Genomic DNA, 18,389 nt, shown 5'->3' with positions numbered 1-18,389 from the left:
CGAGCGGCCCGCCGTCCGGGGGGCCGTGTCGGCGAGCCGACGGTGTCATCGTGCCCCGTCCTCGGGGCGGGCGGGGCGAGAGCGGGGCTCTCGGCGGGGGCGCGGTCAGACGCTCCACTTCTGGTTGTCGCCGCCGTTGCAGGTCCACAGTTGCAGCCGGGCCCCGTTGCCCCGGTTGTGGTTCTCGATGTCGACGCACTTGCCGACGACGGTGTTGACCAGGTCGTGGGCGGAGTTCAGCACGAACTGCTGGGCGGCGTTGCCGTTGCACCAGGCGATCTGGATGGTCGTGCCGTCGTTGTAGTTCGCGTTGGCCACGTCCAGGCACTTGCCCTGGATGCGGATGGTGCCGTCGGAGGCGAACTGCCACTTCTGCGCGGGGCTGCCGTTGCAGTCCCATGCCCACAGTGCCTTGCCGTCGCTGAAGTCGCCGTCCGGTACGTCGACGCAGCGGCCCGAGAGATGGCTGCGCAGGGAGACGAAGCCGCTGAACGTCAGGGCCGAACCGGCGTTCGCCGCCTGGTTCTTGCCCGTGCCCGTGCCCGACGCCTTGCCGTCGGCCGCCGTCTTGCTGCCGCCGGAGTCCTTGCCGTCGGACTTCTGCCCGGCGCTCTGCTTCGTCGGCTGGGCCGGCCGAGCGGTCTCCTTCTTCGGCTCGGCCGCGCTCCCGCCCTTGGCCGGTGCCGACGCGTCGGCTCCCCGCACCGGCTTGCCGGACTTCACGGAGGGCGTGGGGCTCTGGCCCGGGGAACCGGTGACGGGCCGGGTCACCGCGAACTCGCCGGGCGCCTCCCCCGGGTTCCCGCCGAGGACGGTCTCCGCCGCCGCGGGCGCCGTACGGGCCCGGTCCTCGTTCCCGCCGAGCACCAGGAACGGCACCGACACGAGCAGCGCCCCTCCGACGGCGGCCCCGGCCAGCACCGCCTTGCCCGGCCGCCCGACCGGGCCGGTCTGCTGCCGCGGCCGGTCGATCGCGGTCGCGGTCATGGTCCGCACGAGCGCGGGCAGCCGGCTCTTGGCCACCGCGGCGGCCCCGGGGTCGGTCCCGGAATCGGTCCCGGGGTCGGCCTCGGGACCGGTCCCCGGATCGGCCTCGGACCGGCCCGTCGCGGCATCGGGGGCGGCCTCGGATCGGCTGCCGGAGGCCGCTCCGCTCGCGGACCCGCCGCCGACGGCTTCGGACGCGGGCGTGCCGCCCGGGACGGCCGCCTGCCCGGCCTTCTCGGTTTCCCCGGCCTCGGCGGCCTGCGCGGTCGCCGTCCCGGCGGGGCCGGGGCGGGAGCCGGAGCCGGGCTCGGTCTCCGCCCCGGACTCCGTCTCCGCCCCTGCCTTCGTCTTCGCCTCTGCCTTCGTCTTCGCCTCTGCTTCTGCCTCGGTCTCCGCTTCCGCCTCTGTTTCCGCCGTCGTCCCTGCCGGATCGGGCTCGGTTCTCGTCCTCGCGGGCGCGGTCCCGGACTCCGTGGACCGGGAGACGGTGGCCGCCACGGGGGTGGCGGCCGTCTCCTCGCCGCCGGAGGCGGACTCCGCCCCCGGGGGGCCGGGGGGTTGCTGGGCCGAACGCGTCACGGGGTCCTCCCTGTGATGTGGGGCCGGGACTCGGGGGAGTCGCCGGGCCGGTCCGCGGAGGGGGCCGCGGCCGGAGAGCCGGCACGGTCGGTCGCGCCGGAGAGGGCACCGGGGTCCCCCTCCGCCACGGCGTCCGCCGCGGGCGCCCCCGCGACGTCCGGCCCGGGTACGGATACGGGTACGGGTACGAGAAGGCCGTCCGCCGGGACGAGCAGGGGGGCCGCGGCCCCGGCGTTGACCATCAGCAGGGTGCCGGAACCGCTCAGCGAACGGGCCAGCTCCGCCGCCGGAAGCGTGTCATGCCTGAGTTCCGCGGACATCAACTCGTGTGCCGGCGAGGTGAACGAGAGGACCACGGGCGCCCCGTCCCGCCCGACGGCCGTGAGCGGCCCGCCGTCCGGTCCGCGCAGCACCGTGACGTCCGCCCGCGCGAGCGCCTCGAGCGCGTCGTCGACCGTGCCGTAGCCGGTGGCGGCCCGTTGTGCCGCCGCGTCCACCGGGTCGGTGGGCTCCGGCCAGCCGAGGACCCGCGCGGAGGGCCGGTACTCCGGGTTGGCGCGGTACTCCCCCACGCCCCCGTCGTCGTCCGACCGCCACTCCCCCAGCACCGCCCACTGCGGCGGCGTCCGCTCCTCGGTCCACTCCGGGTCGACCACCCCGATCCAGTGCCCCGGCGCGCGGCGGGCGGCAGCCCGTACGGCCTCGGGTATCCCGGGGCCGTCACCGGTGCCGGGGACGGCCGTGACGGGTGCTTCGGGGGCTGGGAGTGCTTCGGGGGCCGCGGTCGGCCCGGAACCGTCGGGCACCGCGGGCGAGGCGTCGTGCCTGGCCTCCTGCCGTTCTCCGGGCCGCATCTCCACCTGAACTCTTGGGTCCGTACGACTTCCTGGGTGCCGAACGACCTGCGCGCACGACGGCACTGATCAGATCGGGAGTCAACAGGATGCCACAGTTGTCCTGTTGACGGGTGACCAGGAGGGGGCCCGTATCCGCCCTCCACGTGCCCGTTCACCGCCCGAGTACGGAACTTTCCGGGAACAGTGAGGCGTGGCAGGACAAAGCGACGGGGCGTTCCTGACGGGGAAGCGGCTGTCACCGGTACAACAGGTTAAGTTGGGCGTGCCGTTGGACCCGTCGGTGTGCGGCCTCACGGCCGGACGTCCGGGCCGGGGCCGTACGGGGGGGGGACCTCGCGGTCCGGAAAGGCCGTCGGACCGGCCCGAGGGCCCGACCGCCGCCGGTTCACGCGGGACCCGGCGGCCGGGAGCCGTGGCGACACGGGCCGTCCCGACCCGGAGTCGGGGCCGGACCGGCGCCGACGCCCGCCCGTGCACCGGGTGTTCGTCCGGTACGCCGGCCGAACGCGCCGCCCGGGTTCCGTCACCGACAGCTCCCCCACCGACTGCCCGGCCACCGAGGAGGAGTACCGCATGTCGTCCCAGCCCCCCACCCCCCGCGCCGACGCGGAGGCGGCCGCCGCCCGTGCGGAGGAGGCCGGTTCCCCGGTCCCGCCCGCGGCACCGGCGGAGAGCGCCGGCCCGCCCCCCACGCCCTCCGCCCCGGAGGAGAAGACCGCACCGGGACCCGCCGCGGCCCCCGCGGCCCCCGCAGCAGGGTCCGGAACCACCGCGACCGCGGCCGCGCCCGGGAAGACCGCCCCGGCCCTGCCCTCGACCGCGACCGCCCCCGCTCCCGCTCCCGCGACCGCTCCCGCCAGTGCAGGGCCCGCCGAGGCCGCAGGGCCCACCGAGGCCGCCGGAGCGTCCGAGGCGTCCGGAGCGGGCGTCGCCGTCGCCGCGGCCGTCGGGGCGGCGCCCCCGGACGTCAGGGCCGGCACCGGCACCGGACGCCCGCGCAAGCCGGTCCTGGCGGGGGCGGCGTTCCTGGGTGCGGCCCTGATCGCCGTACCGCTGCTGCTGGCCGGGAGCGCGAAGGACGAGGATCACCGGGGCGGCGCGACGGGGCTGGCGGCGGAGGGTTCCGACACCGTCCTGAACCCGGAATCCGCTCCCGCCGGGCTCGGCGACTACGTGGCCGGCCCGACCGGTCCGTCGCCGAGCCCGACGAAGCCGCGGAAGAGCGCGACCCCGAAGGCCGCCGTCGCCGCGCCGGTCGCGCCGGCACCGGCGCCGAGGACGAGCAGCCCGCCCGAGAAGAAGCCGACGCCGACACCGCCCCCGAAGCCCAAGCCCAAGGCGACCCCCGAGCCGGTCTGGAGCACCGAGACCGTCTACGCGACCAGTGTCCTGGAGGTCAACCAGGCCTGGACCACCAACCGCATCCGGATGGTGATGCAGACGGACGGCAACCTCGTCGTCTACAACGAGCGGGGCAAGCCCCTGTGGGCGTCCATGACCTTCGGCGAGAACCACCGGGCGATCTTCCAGACCGACGGCAACCTCGTCATCCACAACGGCGCCGACCGTCCGATCTGGGCCTCCCGCAGCCACGGCCACGACAACGCCCAGCTGGTCCTGCGGGCCGACGGCAAGGTGGTCATCCTGCACAACGGCACGGTCATCTGGTCCACCTGAGCAGGCCGTCCCGGACGGCGCACGCGCGCGAGCCCTGGTGCCGTGAGGACACCAGGGCTGGGCTTGTGGGGTGGTTCGGGTGGTTCAGCCGGTGGTGAGCATGCCTTCGCGCAGGCGGGTCAGGAGGCGGGAGATCAGGCGGGAGACGTGCATCTGGGAGACGCCGAGGCGTTCGCCTATCTGGGCCTGGGTGAGTTCCTCCACGAACCGCCAGTGGATGATCCGCCGGTCGCGCTCGTCGAGCGCGGCCACCATCGGCGCCAGCGCGTGGAAGTCCTCGACCAGGCCGAGCGCGGCGTCCTCGTTGCCGATGAAGTCCGCCAGCGCCGCCTCGCCGTCCTCGCTGCCGCTGATCGCCGCGTCCAGCGACGCCGAGGTGTACCCGTTGGACGCCAGCCGCGCCTCGACCACCTCGTCCTCCGGCAGGCACATCAGCTCCGACAGCTCCTTGGTCGTCGGCGTGCGCCCCAGCCGGCTGCGCAGCTCCTCGTTGGCCCGCGCCAGCTGCACCCGCGCCTCCTGCAACCGCCGCGGCACGTGCACCGCCCAGGAGGTGTCCCGGAAGAACCGCTTGATCTCCCCCACGATGTAGGGCACCGCGAAGGAGGTGAACTCCACCTCGCGCGACAGCTCGAACCGGTCGATCGCCTTGATCAGCCCGATCATGCCGACCTGGACGATGTCCTCCATCTCCTCCGGCCCACGACTGCGGAACCGGCCCGCCGCGTACCGCACCAGCGACATGTTCATCTCGATCAGCGTGTTGCGCGCGTACTGGTACTCCGGCGTGCCCTCCTCCAGCACCGCCAGCCGCCCGAAGAACACCTTCGACAGCTCCCGCGCGTCCCGCGGCGCGACCTTGGAGGGATCGGCGATCTCCGGAACGTCCACCGTCCCAGCGGCCTGCACGGTCGTCGTCATCATGTGCCCCTCCCAGTCCATCCACCGCCGGATCCCCGGCCGTCGTCGCCGGCCCGTCGTGCCCGCAAAACCCCGCCTACCCCCGACCCCCACCACCATTCCTCCGAATTTCCACGGACCGCCCCACCCACCCGAACCGGCCTGCGAGCGGAGGCCGTCGGCGTGTGGATCCGGCCCGGCACGGCCCCGTTCCGGACGCGGCACCGCAACGGGCTCTCGGCCCGAGGTCCGCGAGCAGGTCGTCCAGCACCGCTTCCTCTCCGCCCCGGACGCCGGGCTCGACGAGGGAAGCGGCCAGGGCGGGGTCCCAGGAGGTCGCGGCGGGCCGGCCCGTCAGGCCCGGGGCCGCGTCCGCGTCGGTTGCGGTTGCAGCTGCCGCGGCCACTGCCGCCCGGTAATGGCCGGCCTCGTAGCGCCACGGACGCCAGGGGCCGCTCCGCGCCAGTGCCGCGGCGATGCGCACACCGCCCACCGGGCGTGGGGCCCGTGGGCGGGTGGCCCGCGCAGTCGGCTACAGGTGGAGTCCGACGTGGTTCACGATGAAACGCTTGCCGTCGGAGTCGAGGGCGAAGTAGATCCGTCCGACCTCGTTGGGCGACACGGCGTCCCGGACCTTGATGTGCGGCAGCCCGTCGCAGCGCTTCCCATCGAACGTGAAGTAGCGCTTGTCCTTGTCCTTGCTGAGTTTCTCGTCGTTGGGCGCGTACTTCAGTCCGTGGTTGTCGTAGAACCACTGCGTCAGCCGGGGTATGTTGCCGGGCTTGGCGTACAGGTCCATCGCGGCCTGCGCGAGGGCGATCAGCTGGTCGGTCATCTCCTGGGGATACGGATAGTGAGAGGCCTTCCAGGCGCGCGCCGCCTTCGCCGTGAACACGATGTGCTTCTCCGACGCTTTGACGAGGGAATCGAAAGTGGGCAGGGCGTCCGTTCCCAGGGCCGGGATCTCGCTCCAGGCATCGAACTCGGCCGTCTGCCCGGTCCCGCCCTTCGACAGGTCCAGGTACAGCTTCTTCCAGTAGTCCCGGTCCTGGCGCAGCGTCTCGGCGGCGGCGGCTTCGGACTGCGCCTTGTCCCGTTCCTCCATGCAGGTCTGCGCCATGTCCTCCCACGACCTGGCGTCCTCTTCCAGCTGCTGGGTGCGTTCCTTGAGCGCCTGGAGCTCGGCGGTCCTGTCCCCGGCGGCCTGCGCGCGCGCCAGCTGCTCCGCCGCCCTGCGCGCCCCGGCCCGGTACGAGGCCTGCCGCGCCCTCTCCCACGCGGTGTCACTGCCGCGTGCGATGACGGAGAGGTGGGCGAGCGACGGCATCAGCCGGCTTTCCACGAAGGACGCCTGGGACACCTCCTCACGCGAGTAGGCGGGATGCTCCAGGCCGAGGTTGGGCCAGACCAGCCGGGCGCCGCCGCTGGGCACGGCCACCTGCTCGTGGACCCGGCGGACGGCCTGTGCGGTCACGTAGTTCAGGGTCACCACCTGGGCCAGTCCGGCGAGTTGCCCCGAAGCCTCGGCCGCCGCGTTCCATCCCGCCGGATCCCTGGGGTGCACCAGGAGGATGGGCAGACGCGTGCTCAGCTCCAGAGATTCGAGAAGCACGCCGGCATGCCCCTCCTCGCGGATCCTCTCGTAGCGCCCGGTGGCACGCTGGCCCAGGACCCGCACGTCGAGATCCTCGTCGGCGAGCACGGCCCGCAGGAGGTGGGGACGCCTGAGCCGCGGGTCCTGCACGGGCGCGATCCAGCCGTCGGGGATCTCCCTGCCCATGACGACCCTGAGGCCACCGCCGCCTTCCTCGGACTGGGAGACGGTGACCCGGGTGACGAACTGGGCCGGGCCGTCGGACAGCGGCTGGTGGATGGTCATCCGCAGCGCACGGGTCCGCTCGTCACCCGCCACCGACCAGCTCAGGTTCCGCTCGCCGTGGCCGGGGTACTTCCCGACGAGCACCGCCCTCCCGGCACGGTCCAACTCGGCTGCCGACGGCGCCTGTATGCGTCCTCGGTCACCGAGCCACTCGGCGAGATGGTGACGGAGACGCCCGAGGACATGCCCCGGCTCCTGGGCGGACCGGACGTCCTGGACATCGAAACTGACGGCGTACAGCACCTGCACGGTGGCTCCCCTCACCCCCGGATGCCCCGCGAAGCGGACCGGTTCCCCCTCGAACGCGGTCGGGGCATCCCACGAGGTGTCACCGTAATACCGCGGTGCCCGAGCACCCAATGCCCGGGACGGAGCGGGGGCCCGGCCCGACGGCCTCGACCGGGCGGCCCGCTCCCCTGCGGGTGCGGCACGTCCGAGGGAACGTCCACGGTCGACGGTGGTCAGATCGGGGAGCCGCCCGTCGCGCACTCGGCCCACACCGTCTTGCCGGGGCCGACCCGGTCGCGCACGCCCCAGTCGGCGGCGAGCGCGTCGACGAGGAGCAGGCCGCGGCCGCCGTCCTCGTCCGTGCCGGGGGTCAGCCGCGCCGGCCGGGCGGGGTGGGTGTCGGTCACCTCGATCCGGACGACGCCCCGGCTCTCGTCGCGGGCCAGGGACAGGGCGAAGTCCCGTCCGGGGACGCGGCCGTGGAGGACGGCGTTCGCCGCGAGTTCGGCGACGACCAGGACGACCGTGTCGTGCGCCTCGGTGCCGTGCGGATGGGGCCCCACTCGGTGAGCTGGTGCGCGGCGAGCAGCCGGGCGAGGCGGGCTCCGCGGCGGGTGGCGGAGAAGCGCTGCGTGAACGTGTGCGGCCGGGCGGGACTGGGGGTGTGTGGGGCTGGCATGGCCGCCACCCTGCCGGGAGGTGACGGCCCGTCGACAGGTCCGGCACCGATACAGATCGCGTTGTAGAGGTCGGCTCGCTGGACCGGGTCGGTCGCCGTGCGTGACGATTAGTGTGCCGAGCGTGGCGCAGTGCGTACGGAGGACGGTACGGCAGGCGTCCGGGCCCGGCACGGGTACGGCCCCGTGGCCGGCACCGTGGGCACACCGCCTTCCGCGGCGCGCCGGCGGGCCCGGCGGTCACCCGGCAACGGCACCTCGTCGTGCCGGCCCGCGGTGCGCCGAGGGCCGGCACGGCTGGTGGGGTCCGCGCCGTGGGGACGGCACGCCGTCGCCCCCCGAGCCGTCCCCGCTCGACGGACCACCGGGTCGTCGGACCGCCGGGTCGTCGGCGACGCCGGCACCCGGTGGGTGGTCGTCGTCGACCGGCCCGTGACGGGACAGCAAGAGGGGTGCACGGGACCGCCGTGCGCACCGGCGGCGTTGCCGGGATTTCGATGACAGCGGCTTTCACGTCCGTATGCGCGTGGGGGGCACGGCATACGGGCGCTCGCGCGCGTCCGGGAGCAGTCTCGCGCGGCCGCGTCCGGCGTGTTCGTCAGCGCCGGTGGGCGGGCGTCGTCGGCCGCCCCGGGCGCGGTTGTCTCACTGGACGGGCAGGCAGTCCTCGTCGGAACAGGCGAGTTCCTCGTCGGAGGGCCTGTCGAGCAGCACCGTGGTGGCGAAGCGCCGGTCGGAGGACCAGTCGGCGTGGCGCAGGAGCTCCGGGGCGGCGCCCGCGATGACGGTGAGGGGGATGCGGACGGGGAGGCGGGCGATGAGGCCGACGAGTTCCCTGGTCGCGGTGTCCTCCAGGTGCAGGTCGTCGACGATCAGGACGATCGGGCCGTCGTGGGCGACGGCTTCCAGGAAGTACCGCCAGACGTCCCGCCACTCCTCGGCGCCCAGCCGCTCGGGCGAGCGGTTCGACGTCTCGAGGACCGAGGTGCAGCGGGCGACGAGCCAGTTGATGCAGCTCTTTCCGGCGTCCAGGCGCTGGACGGCGGCGCTGACCTTCCGGCGGACCGCCCACGGCGGGTCGGACTTCGACAGTCCCGAGAACCTGGAGATGATCCTGCGGTGCAGGCCGAAGGGGCCCGCCTCGGCGGCGTCCCGGCCGTTCCAGCTCAGCACCTGGGCCCCGTCGAGCGCCGTGGCGGCGAAGTCCCCCAGCTTGTCGAGCATCCGGCGGCGGGGGGCTTCCTCGGTGCTCAGCACGGTGATCAGGTGCGGCTGGGACCAGCGGTTGCTGTGGGTCATCACCCCTTGCAGCAGGTCGAGTTCGCGGTGGTGGGCGTCGTCGTCGGCGGGCTCGGGGTCGATGGGGCCGAGCAGCTTCCAGCGGACGGGGGAGCCGGGGATCTCCTCGTACGCGAAGTGTTCCCTGGTCTCCTGGCGTGTGCGGTCGCAGACGTGGGTGCCGTCCGGGGTCGCCAGGGCCAGCAGTGCCTCGCACTCCTTCACCGTGGCGCCGTAGACCCTGGGCGGCCGGCTGCCGCCGAGCGACTGGCTGACCAGCACGGCGCCGGTCGCGACGGCGGTGCGCAGCTCCGTGCGGGCGGCCACGGGGGCGTCCGCCCGGGCGGGGGACGCGGTCAGGGCCGTGCGCAGGGCGGTCGCGGCGCGGGCCGCGCGCAGCGGGTACTCGGTGTCGTCCGGGTCCGCCGGGTCCGCCGGGAACAGGGCGAGGGTGAGGGCGTGCAGCGAGAAGACGACCGTACCGCCGCAGCGCTCGATCTCCTGGTGGATCAGGGTGGCCACCCCGTCCATGACGGCGTCGAGTTCGCCGGCCTCGGTCGTGGCGGGGTCGGGTTCGGCCCGGACCAGCAGGAGGCTGGCCTCGCCGCGCACCGCGGAGGCGACGGTGGGGGTGCCGGTGTCCGCCGCCGGCAGGTTCCGGGCGGGGGCGTGGTGGGCCGCCGTGTGGTCCTTCGGTGCCGCACCGTTGACGGGCGACAGCACCTTGGGAGCCGGTGCGGAGGCGGGAGCCGGTGCGGGCAGGACGGCTCTCAGGGCCGGACGGTCGGGGCCGGGGCCCGAGCCCTGGACGGGCACCCGGGGCTGGGCCGGCGACCGGCCGTCGGGTAAGGCTCTGGCGGCGTGCGACTGGGGCGGGATCTCCGCGAGCGTCAGGGTCGGGACGGGAGCGGAGCGGGGGCCCGCCGGGTCGAGGTGGTGCGGGCGGGGGGCCGGGTCGGGGTGGGGGCGGGGGGCCTGGTTCTGGAGGGAGGGCTGGGGCGAGGCGGGGGCCGGACCGTCGGGGACGGCGCGCGGGCCGAGCGGCCGGGGCGACACCTCCGTCGTACCGGGCAGCAGGGCCGCCGTGCCCTGCACGGAGTACGGGCCGGGAGCCGGCGCGAGCTGAAGGGCGAGGTCGTGGGTGAGGATCGCCTGCTGGAGCTGCTGGAGTTCCCGGCTGGGTTCGAGACCGAGTTCGTCGACCAGCCGGGCACGCAGCCGGCTGAACACCCCCAGCGCGTCCGACTGCCGCCCGCAGCGGTACAGGGCGCGCATGAGCTGGCCGCAGGCGCGCTCACGCAGCGGCTCGTTCTCCACCAGCGACTCCAGCTCGCCGAGCACCGCGTAGTGGCGCCCGCAGGCGAGCTGGGCTTCGAAGACATCCTCCAGGACGTCCAGCCGCATGTTCTGGAGTGTGGTCAACTCCGGCCAGAGCATGCCGACTTCGGTGAGGTCCGCGAGGGCGGGACCACGCCACAGCTCCAGGGCGTCGTTGAGGAGCGTCGCCGCCGCGTCGGGCTCTCCCGCCTCCAGCCGGGCACGCCCGTCGCGCACCCAGCGGTGGAAGAGGTGCAGGTCCACGCGTTCGAGGGCGACGTCCAGGGAGTAACCGGGAGGCTGGGTGCGCAACGCCACGGGCGCTTCCGCGGCCGCGCCGGTGACGAGCTTGCGGCGCAGGCTCCAGATCGAGTTCTGCAGGATCTTGCGGGCCGTCATCGGAGCTTCTTCGACGCTCCACAGGGCCTTCAGCAGTTTACTGATGGGGACGGTCTGGTTGGGGTGGAGGAGGAGATACCCGAGCGTCGCCCGCTGTTTGCTGCCCCCCAGCGAGATGGGCTGCCCACCCGATATGACCTCTAACGGACCTAGCATCCTGAACCACATAGTCCCTCAGCATGGTTGGCGTGCGGCGCAGGGCTCACCCCCCTTTACGCCGGGAACACTGCCAATGCTACTAAGAGTACGAGCCAATACCACAACAATCTGTGTTCGACGCCTCACGTGTCGGTGATCTTCCCGCCGGTGGCGGCGCCGGCCCGTCCGCGGCGGGCGGACGGCGGCCGTCCGCCACCCCAACTCCCGGTGAAACACCCGTTCATCAGTGCTTATGGGCAGCCGGCCGGACGACCGCGAGACCCCCCTACAGGCCACGGCGTCCGGCCGGCTGCCCGTCATCCGCCCCGTTCCCGCGGGGCGGTGACCGGTCCGGTTCCGGCCGGGATCAGCTCGTCGTCAGCTCGCCGCGGCGGTCAGGCCGGCCGCGAGGCCGGCGGCCCGGATGCCGGTCTCGATGGCGCCGTCCACGTAGCCGCCCCAGCCGGTCGCGATGTCGCTGCCGGCGAAGACCAGCCGGCCGTGCGGCTGCCGGACGGCGCGCAGCGAACCGAGCAGCTGGCCGGGGGTGCGGAAGGTCCAGCCGCCCTTGGCGTAGGGGTCCTTGCCCCAGTCGTGGCCCTTGACGGACAGCACCTTGGTCCCCGGGAGCAGTTCGCTGATGGCGCTCTGCACCTGGGAGACGCTGGTGACGTCCAGGTTCGGGTTGACGCTGAAGCCGATGAGCATCGTGCCCTGGGAGGACTTGTCGGCGTGGGTGAGGACCAGGTCGAGCATCCCGCCGCTCCTGCCGTTCATGAGCGGGCGGCCGATGTCCCCCTGGACCTGGATGAAGACCTTCTTGGCGGTGGGCACGCCGACGGTCTGGGTGCTCAGCCGCGAGAACTCGGCGGGCAGGCCGGAGGCGAAGTTGATGGAGTTCCAGGTGTTGACGGGAGTGGCCACCACCACGGACGCGGCGTCGAACACCAGGCCTGCCGCCGTCACCTGGACCCGGGAACCGGTGTCGGTGACCCGGGTGACGGGAGCGTTGTAGAGGAGGGAGGCGCCGGACTCGGTGAACATCCGGGAGATGACGGTGCTCATCCCGCCCACGGGGCGGGTGACGTTGATGCCGTGGAACGTCTCCGTGTTGTAGCCGCACAGCGCCCACCAGTGGGCGAGCTGGGTGAGCGAGCCGCGCTCGAAGCCGCCGCCGTACGCGCCGGTGGTGGCGCTCACCCAGTCCATCTCCAGCTGGGACAGGCGCAGTTGGCGCGCCCGGTCGCCGAGGGTCAGCTTGTCGAGGTCGACGAGCAGGTCCTCGCGGGAGAACGGGTCGTAGGCGTTCGGCAGGTACGTCTCGGCGCCCTCGACGAACCTGCGCAGGAGGGCGTCCTGCTGGTCGAGGAAGGTCAGTTCCTGCCGGGCGTAGCCGCCGGTCTCCGTGGCGAACACCGCGTAGTCCGGGTTGGGGTCGTCCACCTTGGCGATGCCCAGGCGCTGGACCTCGTTCCAGATCAGCGTCTGGCTGGGGTGGATCCAGGTGGCGCCGAACTCGATCGGCAGTCCCGAGAACGTGCTCGACCAGGCCCGGCCGCCGATGCGGCTGCGGGCCTCGATGATCAGTGTGCGCTTGCCCCTGGCCTTGAGTTCCCGCGCGGCCGAGACGCCGGCGAAGCCGCCGCCGATCACGATCGCGTCGTAGCTGCGGCCGGCTTCGGTCGTCCCCGCCGCGAAGGCGGGACGGGTGGAGGCGACGCCGACGGCGACCGCCGCGCCCGTGGCCGCGCCGGCCTTGAGTATCGCGCGACGCGAGGTCCGCGCTCCCCCGAAGATTGTCTCTTTCTTGGGCTTCATCCCAGTCCCCTCGTACACAACGTGGTCCGTTGTCCAGGAATCAAGCGCTGCTGTGGTCACCTGAACGGTCACCCACACTAGTTGCGACTGACTGAAATCGATCGAACATTTCCCATTGACTGATAATCGCCCTCCCTCGCAGGTTTAGGAATTGCCGGAGACCGGCGAGTTACCGTCCGGTGGGCGCTCGGGGGCGGCACGGGGCAGGGTCTCTGGTTAGCTTGGCCGGGACAGGACGGTTACTCGCTGGTGGCGGGGGGATGGTCCGGTCTCACTTAATTTGTTCGGACCCCCGAAACGGCAATGGCGCTGACTGCCTCGCGTCCACGCCTTTCACCCCCGCCGAAATCACCGAGGAGCTGGTATGGCCGTCAGGTCCACCGAAGCGGAAAACATTCTCAAGGCGGTCCGGGAGATCGTGCCGACCCTGCGGGCGAACGGCGTGGCCTCCGAGGACCAGCGCTGGATCGTCCAGGAGAACATCGACCTCCTGGAGAAGGCCGGCGTCTTCCGGATCGCCGTGCCGAAGCGTTTCGGCGGCCTGGACCTCCCGCTGAAGGAGCAGGTCGAGATCATCACCGAGATCTCCCGCGGCTGCGGCTCCACCGGCTGGGTGGCCGTCGCCTGGATCTCCAGCGCCTGGATGGCCACGCTGTACCCGCTCCAGGCCCAGGAGGAGATCTTCGAGGGCGGCTCGGTGCGCATCTCCGGCGGCTTCACGCCGACCGCGAAGATGGTCCCCGCCGAGGGCGGCTACCTCCTCACCGGCGCCTGGCGCTTCAACTCCGGTGTCCGCGGCGCCCACTGGGACCTGCTCGCCGCCGAGCTGGAGCACGCCGACGGCACCGTCGAAGAGGTCTACGCCATGGTGCCGGTGAAGGAGCTGACGATCGCCGACGACTGGCACGTCTCGGCCGCCATCGCCACCGGCAGCTCGACGTCGAGCGCCACGGACCTCTTCGTCCCCGCCCACCGGGTCGTCACCCTGGAGGCCGCCGTCCTCGGCACCAGCGGCGGCGGGGCCGTCACCGGCTCCCAGGGCCGCGACTACAGCCTGATCAGCTTCGTCGTCGCCGAGTCCGTCGCCGCCTACATCGGCATGGCGCGTGGCGCGTACGAGGACCTCGCCGCCACGGTCAAGGGCAAGCCGCTCGCCTACAGCAACGTCACCGACCAGGCGCAGCACCCGCTGACCCAGATCCAGATCGCGCTGGCCCACAGCAAGATCGAGGCCGCCCAGGCGCTCTCCGAGACCTACCTCGGCTTCCTCCAGGAGCGCGCCGACGCCGGCGAGCAGCCGACCTGGGAGGAGAAGGCGGAGGTGCGCGGCAAGGCCGGCGCCGCGATCCTGCTCACCCAGGAGGCCCTCGAGGCGCTGCACTCCGTCAGCGGCGCCGGCTCGCTCTCCCGCAAGGCGCCCTTCCAGCGCTTCTACCGGGACCTGCAGGGCCTGTCCCGGCACGGTCTGATGGCCCCGAACATGGGCCTCGAGGTGTACGGCCGCACGCTGCTCGGCCTCGACCCCGACAGCCTTTTCCTGTAGTACGCCGCTTTCGCCGGCGTAGTGATTCCGAAGAGAAAAACGAGGAGCAAGTCAATGTCGAACACCAACCAGGGTCCGGTGACCGTTCTCGGTCTGGGAATGATGGGCGCCGCCCTGGCCACCGCCTTTGTGAAGAACGGCAATCCGACCACCGTGTGGAACCGTTCCGCTGACAAGGCGGACGCGCTCGTCGAGCAGGGCGCCGTCTTCGCCGCGGACATCAAGCAGGCGATCGAGGCCAGCCCGGTCATCGTGGCGTGCGTCTCCACCTACGAGGTGCTGAACGAGCTGTTCGCCGGTGCCACCGGCGAGCTGAAGGGCAAGGTGGTCATCAACCTCACCTCGGGCACCCCCGAGGACGCCCGCGCCCTCGCCGTCTGGGCCGAGCAGAACGGCGTGCGCTACCTGGACGGCGCCATCATGGCCGTCCCGCAGATGATCGGCCTGCCCCAGGCCTTGATCTTCTACGCCGGTTCCCAGGAGGTGTACGCCGAGCACGAGGAGCTGCTGAAGCCGCTCGCGGGCACGAACGTGTACCTGGGCGCGGACACCGGTGTCGCGATGATCTACGACCTCGGTCTGCTGTCGCTGCTGTGGTCGAGCCTCGCGGGTTACTTCCACGCCGTGGCCCTCGTCAACTCGGCCGGTGTCTCGGCGGAGGCGTTCACGCCGTTCGCCCTGACCTGGATCGAGCACGTCATCACCCCGTCGATCCCGCAGAGCGCCAAGGAGATCGACTCGGCCAGCTTCGACACCGAGATCTCCAGCCTCGGCGTCAACAAGGCCGCGATCGAGCACCTGGTCGCCACGAGCAAGCAGCTCGGCATCAACAGCGACTTCTCGGCCGCCATCCAGGCGCTGATCGAGCGCCGCGTCGAGCAGGGCCACGCCGGCCACAGCCTGGCCAGCCTGGTCGAGGCGTTCAAGCAGGGCTGACCCACCGGCGTCCCCCGGGGACGCCACGCGCACGGTACGGCAGGAACCCGCCGGGCGGGACACGGCTCAGTGCCGGGTCCCGCCCGGCGGCGTACCGCGCGGGCACGGCTACGGCTAACGGCTACGGCTACCAGCGGCGTACCGTCCGTGACTCCGGCGGCTCGCCGTGCTCACCGCGGGGTGCGGGGCGCAGGGCGGACCCGGCACCCACGAGCGCTGTGCGGCGCCGGCGCTGTGCGGGCGCGGGCGCAGGCGCGGTGGTCGGCATGGGCACAAGACCGGCACGGTCGGCGCGGTGCGAGCGCCGCCCGTGACCGGTGACCGGCGGCCCGTGACTGGTGCCCCGTGGCCTGTGGCCGACATGGGTCCGGGCCCGGCACGAGCCGCACATACAGGCGCAGGCGCTGTGCGGGCGCAAGCGCGGTAATCGGCACGGGCACGGACCGGCAGGGCGGCGCGGTGCGGGCGCCGCCCGTGACCGGCGGCTCGTGGCTGGTCGCCCGTGGCCTGTGGCCGACACGGGTTCAGGCCCGGCACGAGCCGTACCCACGGGCGCAGGCGCTGTGCGGGCGCAGACGCGGTGGGTCGGCACGGGCCCAGACCGGCAGGGCGGCGCGGTGCGGGCGCCGCCCGTGACCGGCACGGGCTGGAACCCGGTGCGGGCGCGGCGCGGTGCGGGCGCGTGCGGCACGGGTGAGGGCCGGTACGAGCGGGGGCCGGTGGCCGGGACGTGGAACTCGTCCCGGCCACCGGCCCCCGTGGGCGTCGTCGCGTCCGTTACGCGGCGGGCAGTGCCAGGGGGCGCTGGTAGCCGCCCCGGATGATGTCGCAGGTGTCGCGCAGGGCCTTCTCCAGCCAGGTGATGTCGTCGTCCGACAGCAGCACGGACGGCTCGAAGCGCAGGGTGTCGGGGGCGCTGGCGGTCGGGAAGGTACGGACCCGGTGGCCGCGCAGCAGGTGGCCCGCCACCAGGTAGCCGAACAGGCCGGCCCGGGCCGCCTCGGCGATCGGGGGGACCGGTGCCGCGGACTGGTCGTGGAACTCCAGACCGAGCATCAGGCCGCGGCCGCGGACGTCCTTGACGACCTCGGGGAAGTCCTCGCGCACGGAGCCCAGCATGGCCAGCAGCCGCTCGCCCAGCTCGGCCGCCCTGCGGTAGACGGCGCCGTCGTCGGCCTCCAGGAGCTCGAGGACCTTCAGGGCGATGCGGTTGGAGAAGCCGTCCTTGGCGAAGGTCGAGCTGTGGATCAGCTCGAACTCGCCGCGGTAGCGCGAGGCGCGCACCAGCAGCACCGAGATCTTGGCGAGGCCGCCGCCCAGGCTCTTGGCGAGGGTGTAGTAGTCGCCGCGCAGCCCCAGGCGCGTACTGGCCAGGAAGTCGCCCGTGCGGCCCATGCCGCTCTGGATCTCGTCGACGACGACCGGTGCGCCGATCTCCGCGCAGACCTCCTGGACCTCCCGGACGAACTCCGCCGACAGCTCGCGGATGCCGCCCTCGCCCTGGATCGGCTCCAGGAGGAACGCGCAGACGACGGGCGCCTCGTGCTCCGTCAGCCGGACCCGGCCGTCCTCCAGGGCCAGGCCATGGAGGGTGGCGCGCTCCTCGTCGACGATCTCGCGCAGGGCGCCCGGCCGGTCGAGCGGGACGAACCGCGCCTGCGCGGCCAGCGCCGCGAACGGGGTGCGGTAGCCCTCGTTGTGGGTGAGCTGGACCGTGCCCACCAGCTTCCCGTGGAAGGAGCCCTCCGGGGCGAGGAGGACCGGGGGGCGCCCGGCGCGGTCCTCGTTGTGGGCGGCGAGGCGGTCGAGCAGCTCGTCCAGCGCGGCGGGGGCCGGGCCGTCCGCGGCCACGCCGAAGCGGGCGAGGAGCTCGGCGGGCACCGTCGCCGAGCCGTCCCGCACGGCCGCGCGCACCGTGTCGAGGCCGGCGCGGACGGACTCCAGGAGCGCGCCGAGGCGGGCGCCCCGGTCCATCTCGGCGTGCTTGAGCGCGGCCTCGTTGGCCTCGGCGCCGGTGTTGGCGAAGACGGCGAAGAACGGCTCGTCGTCGCCGGTCTCGCGGCGCACGATCCGGTTCAGGGCGAGCGCCAGCTCGGCGGCCTCCGGGTGCAGGGAGAACTGCGCGTGCACCGGGACGCCGCCGTCCAGCAGCTCCTTCGCGTACGCGGTGATCTCGGGGTGGTTGTGGCCCAGCAGGAGCGAGCCGTATCCCCCCGCGTAGTCCACGACGGCGACCTCGCGGCCGTCCTCGCCCCGCTGGTGGAGGAGGTTCCCCTCGGCGCGGACGTATTCGGCGTCCAGGCCGGCGGAGGCCAGCACGGCCCCCAGATGGGGTTCGGCCAACTGCGTCCGTTCGGCGGGGGCATTCGAAGCATCGGTCATGTGGCCAACATGACCGAATGCGCGCCAGTGTGCGGTAACGGCGCGGTCATCGGCGGCCGCCGGAACGGCCTAAGGCCTCGATTACTTGGCGATTAGGCGCCAGAAAGTGCCGAGCGGATACGTTTTCCATCCACCCCTTTATTACGTAGGGGGCCCTCAAGCCGAATCCGAAGAGGGGAAATGACTCCTGCATCCGCAGAGCTCGAACCCGCAGCCTCGCGGACGGGGCTGCGCACCTCCGTCGAGGCCACTTCGCTGCGGGATGTGATGTCCCAGTTCGCCACCGGCGTCACCGTGCTCACGGTGGGTGGCGACCACATCCACGCCATGACGGCCAACGCCTTCAGCTCGGTGTCGCTCGCCCCGCCGACCGTGCTGGTCTCCATCGACCACAGCGCCGTCATGTTCGACGAACTGACCGGGGCCGGGCACTTCGGCGTGAACATCCTGGCAGCCGGACAGCAGTCGCTGGCCCGGCACTTCGCGAACAAGAAGCGCGCCCTCGGGCTCGCGCAGTTCGAGGACGTCGAATGGGCGCCGGGCGAGCGCACGGGCGCCCCGCTCCTGGCCGGCGCCCTGGCCTGGCTGGAGTGCGACGTGATCGACGCGCACGCCTCGGGCGACCACACGATCTTCGTCGGCAGGGTGCTGGACTGCCGACGGGGCTGCGACGAGGCGGCGTTGACGTTCTTCGACGGGAAGTTCGGCCACGCCCCGCGTGCCGCCTGACGCCTCCGCACGCCATGCCGGCGCGCGGTCGCACCCACCAGCCGAACACGACACATCACACGGAC

12 protein-coding genes and 1 pseudogene are annotated in these 18,389 nt (G+C 73.0%); 4 read left to right on the top strand and 9 right to left on the bottom strand.

All coding sequences use genetic code 11. The features are described from left to right. Positions 1-105: 105 nt before the first annotated feature. Positions 106-1,566, bottom strand: a complete 1,461-nt coding sequence (locus ACF09K_RS27430) for a ricin-type beta-trefoil lectin domain protein (protein WP_392247653.1) — start codon at positions 1,564-1,566, stop codon at positions 106-108. Continuing rightward, positions 1,563-2,420 carry a type VII secretion system-associated protein gene (locus tag ACF09K_RS27425; protein WP_392247809.1) on the bottom strand — a complete coding sequence of 286 codons (858 nt, stop codon included), beginning with the start codon at positions 2,418-2,420 and terminating at the stop codon, positions 1,563-1,565. The genes ACF09K_RS27430 and ACF09K_RS27425 overlap by 4 nt, the downstream gene beginning before the upstream one ends. A gap of 576 nt (positions 2,421-2,996) precedes the next feature. Between ACF09K_RS27425 and ACF09K_RS27420 the strand changes: the two genes are divergently transcribed. Further along, positions 2,997-4,100 (top strand): mannose-binding protein, encoded by a 1,104-nt coding sequence (locus tag ACF09K_RS27420; RefSeq protein WP_392247651.1) that lies wholly within the window; start codon positions 2,997-2,999, stop codon positions 4,098-4,100. 84 nt (positions 4,101-4,184) lie between these two features. Here the strand turns inward: ACF09K_RS27420 and ACF09K_RS27415 are convergent, their stop codons facing one another. The 6 genes and pseudogenes from ACF09K_RS27415 to ACF09K_RS27390 form a co-directional block, all read right to left on the bottom strand. Beyond that, positions 4,185-5,024 carry an RNA polymerase sigma factor SigF gene (locus ACF09K_RS27415; protein WP_392247649.1) on the bottom strand — a complete coding sequence of 280 codons (840 nt, stop codon included), beginning with the start codon at positions 5,022-5,024 and terminating at the stop codon, positions 4,185-4,187. A 73-nt stretch (positions 5,025-5,097) separates the two neighbouring features. Continuing rightward, positions 5,098-5,484: a DUF2399 domain-containing protein gene (locus tag ACF09K_RS27410; protein ID WP_392247647.1), complete on the bottom strand. Its 387-nt coding sequence runs from the start codon at positions 5,482-5,484 to the stop codon at positions 5,098-5,100. Positions 5,485-5,532: 48 nt separating this feature from the next. Beyond that, a complete protein-coding gene (locus ACF09K_RS27405; protein WP_392247645.1) occupies positions 5,533-7,128 on the bottom strand; it encodes a hypothetical protein in 1,596 nt (531 codons plus the stop codon). Between the two features lie 212 nt (positions 7,129-7,340). After that, positions 7,341-7,786: pseudogene (locus ACF09K_RS27400) on the bottom strand (ATP-binding protein). 643 nt (positions 7,787-8,429) lie between these two features. Continuing rightward, the gene (locus tag ACF09K_RS27395; protein WP_392247643.1) at positions 8,430-10,934 is read right to left on the bottom strand and encodes a BTAD domain-containing putative transcriptional regulator; all 2,505 of its coding nucleotides are present in this window, start codon (positions 10,932-10,934) and stop codon (positions 8,430-8,432) included. A gap of 360 nt (positions 10,935-11,294) precedes the next feature. Further along, positions 11,295-12,734 (bottom strand): flavin monoamine oxidase family protein, encoded by a 1,440-nt coding sequence (locus tag ACF09K_RS27390; protein WP_392247641.1) that lies wholly within the window; start codon positions 12,732-12,734, stop codon positions 11,295-11,297. Positions 12,735-13,098: 364 nt separating this feature from the next. Here ACF09K_RS27390 and ACF09K_RS27385 point away from each other — a divergent pair, with 364 nt between their 5' ends. Together ACF09K_RS27385 and ACF09K_RS27380 are read left to right on the top strand one after the other, a co-directional pair. After that, the gene (locus ACF09K_RS27385) at positions 13,099-14,277 is read left to right on the top strand and encodes an acyl-CoA dehydrogenase family protein (RefSeq protein ID WP_392247639.1); all 1,179 of its coding nucleotides are present in this window, start codon (positions 13,099-13,101) and stop codon (positions 14,275-14,277) included. Between the two features lie 54 nt (positions 14,278-14,331). After that, complete coding sequence (locus tag ACF09K_RS27380; RefSeq protein ID WP_392247637.1) at positions 14,332-15,213, top strand: NAD(P)-dependent oxidoreductase; 882 nt, start codon at positions 14,332-14,334, stop codon at positions 15,211-15,213. Between the two features lie 777 nt (positions 15,214-15,990). Here ACF09K_RS27380 and ACF09K_RS27375 read toward each other — a convergent pair. Then, positions 15,991-17,595 (bottom strand): aspartate aminotransferase family protein, encoded by a 1,605-nt coding sequence (locus ACF09K_RS27375; RefSeq protein WP_392247635.1) that lies wholly within the window; start codon positions 17,593-17,595, stop codon positions 15,991-15,993. Positions 17,596-17,775: 180 nt separating this feature from the next. Here ACF09K_RS27375 and ACF09K_RS27370 point away from each other — a divergent pair, with 180 nt between their 5' ends. Further along, positions 17,776-18,324, top strand: coding sequence for a flavin reductase family protein (locus tag ACF09K_RS27370; RefSeq protein WP_392247633.1), 549 nt, complete (start codon positions 17,776-17,778; stop codon positions 18,322-18,324). The last annotated feature ends 65 nt before the right edge of the window (positions 18,325-18,389 follow it).

This window comes from Streptomyces sp. NPDC014882, assembly GCF_043081325.1.
Classification (GTDB): domain Bacteria; phylum Actinomycetota; class Actinomycetes; order Streptomycetales; family Streptomycetaceae; genus Streptomyces.
Note: the sequence above shows the minus strand (reverse complement) of the source record. Positions and strands in the feature narration are given on the sequence as shown.

Bases quoted from the DNA above. Each gene is read 5' to 3' on its own strand.
- ACF09K_RS27425 (WP_392247809.1), bottom strand. From the start codon at position 2,420: ATGCGGCCCGGAGAACGGCAGGAGGCCAGGCACGACGCCTCGCCCGCG.
- ACF09K_RS27420 (WP_392247651.1), top strand. From the start codon at position 2,997: ATGTCGTCCCAGCCCCCCACCCCCCGCGCCGACGCGGAGGCGGCCGCC.
- ACF09K_RS27415 (WP_392247649.1), bottom strand. From the start codon at position 5,024: ATGATGACGACGACCGTGCAGGCCGCTGGGACGGTGGACGTTCCGGAG.
- ACF09K_RS27395 (WP_392247643.1), bottom strand. From the start codon at position 10,934: ATGCTAGGTCCGTTAGAGGTCATATCGGGTGGGCAGCCCATCTCGCTG.
- ACF09K_RS27390 (WP_392247641.1), bottom strand. From the start codon at position 12,734: ATGAAGCCCAAGAAAGAGACAATCTTCGGGGGAGCGCGGACCTCGCGT.
- ACF09K_RS27385 (WP_392247639.1), top strand. From the start codon at position 13,099: ATGGCCGTCAGGTCCACCGAAGCGGAAAACATTCTCAAGGCGGTCCGG.
- ACF09K_RS27380 (WP_392247637.1), top strand. From the start codon at position 14,332: ATGTCGAACACCAACCAGGGTCCGGTGACCGTTCTCGGTCTGGGAATG.
- ACF09K_RS27375 (WP_392247635.1), bottom strand. From the start codon at position 17,595: ATGACCGATGCTTCGAATGCCCCCGCCGAACGGACGCAGTTGGCCGAA.
- ACF09K_RS27370 (WP_392247633.1), top strand. From the start codon at position 17,776: ATGACTCCTGCATCCGCAGAGCTCGAACCCGCAGCCTCGCGGACGGGG.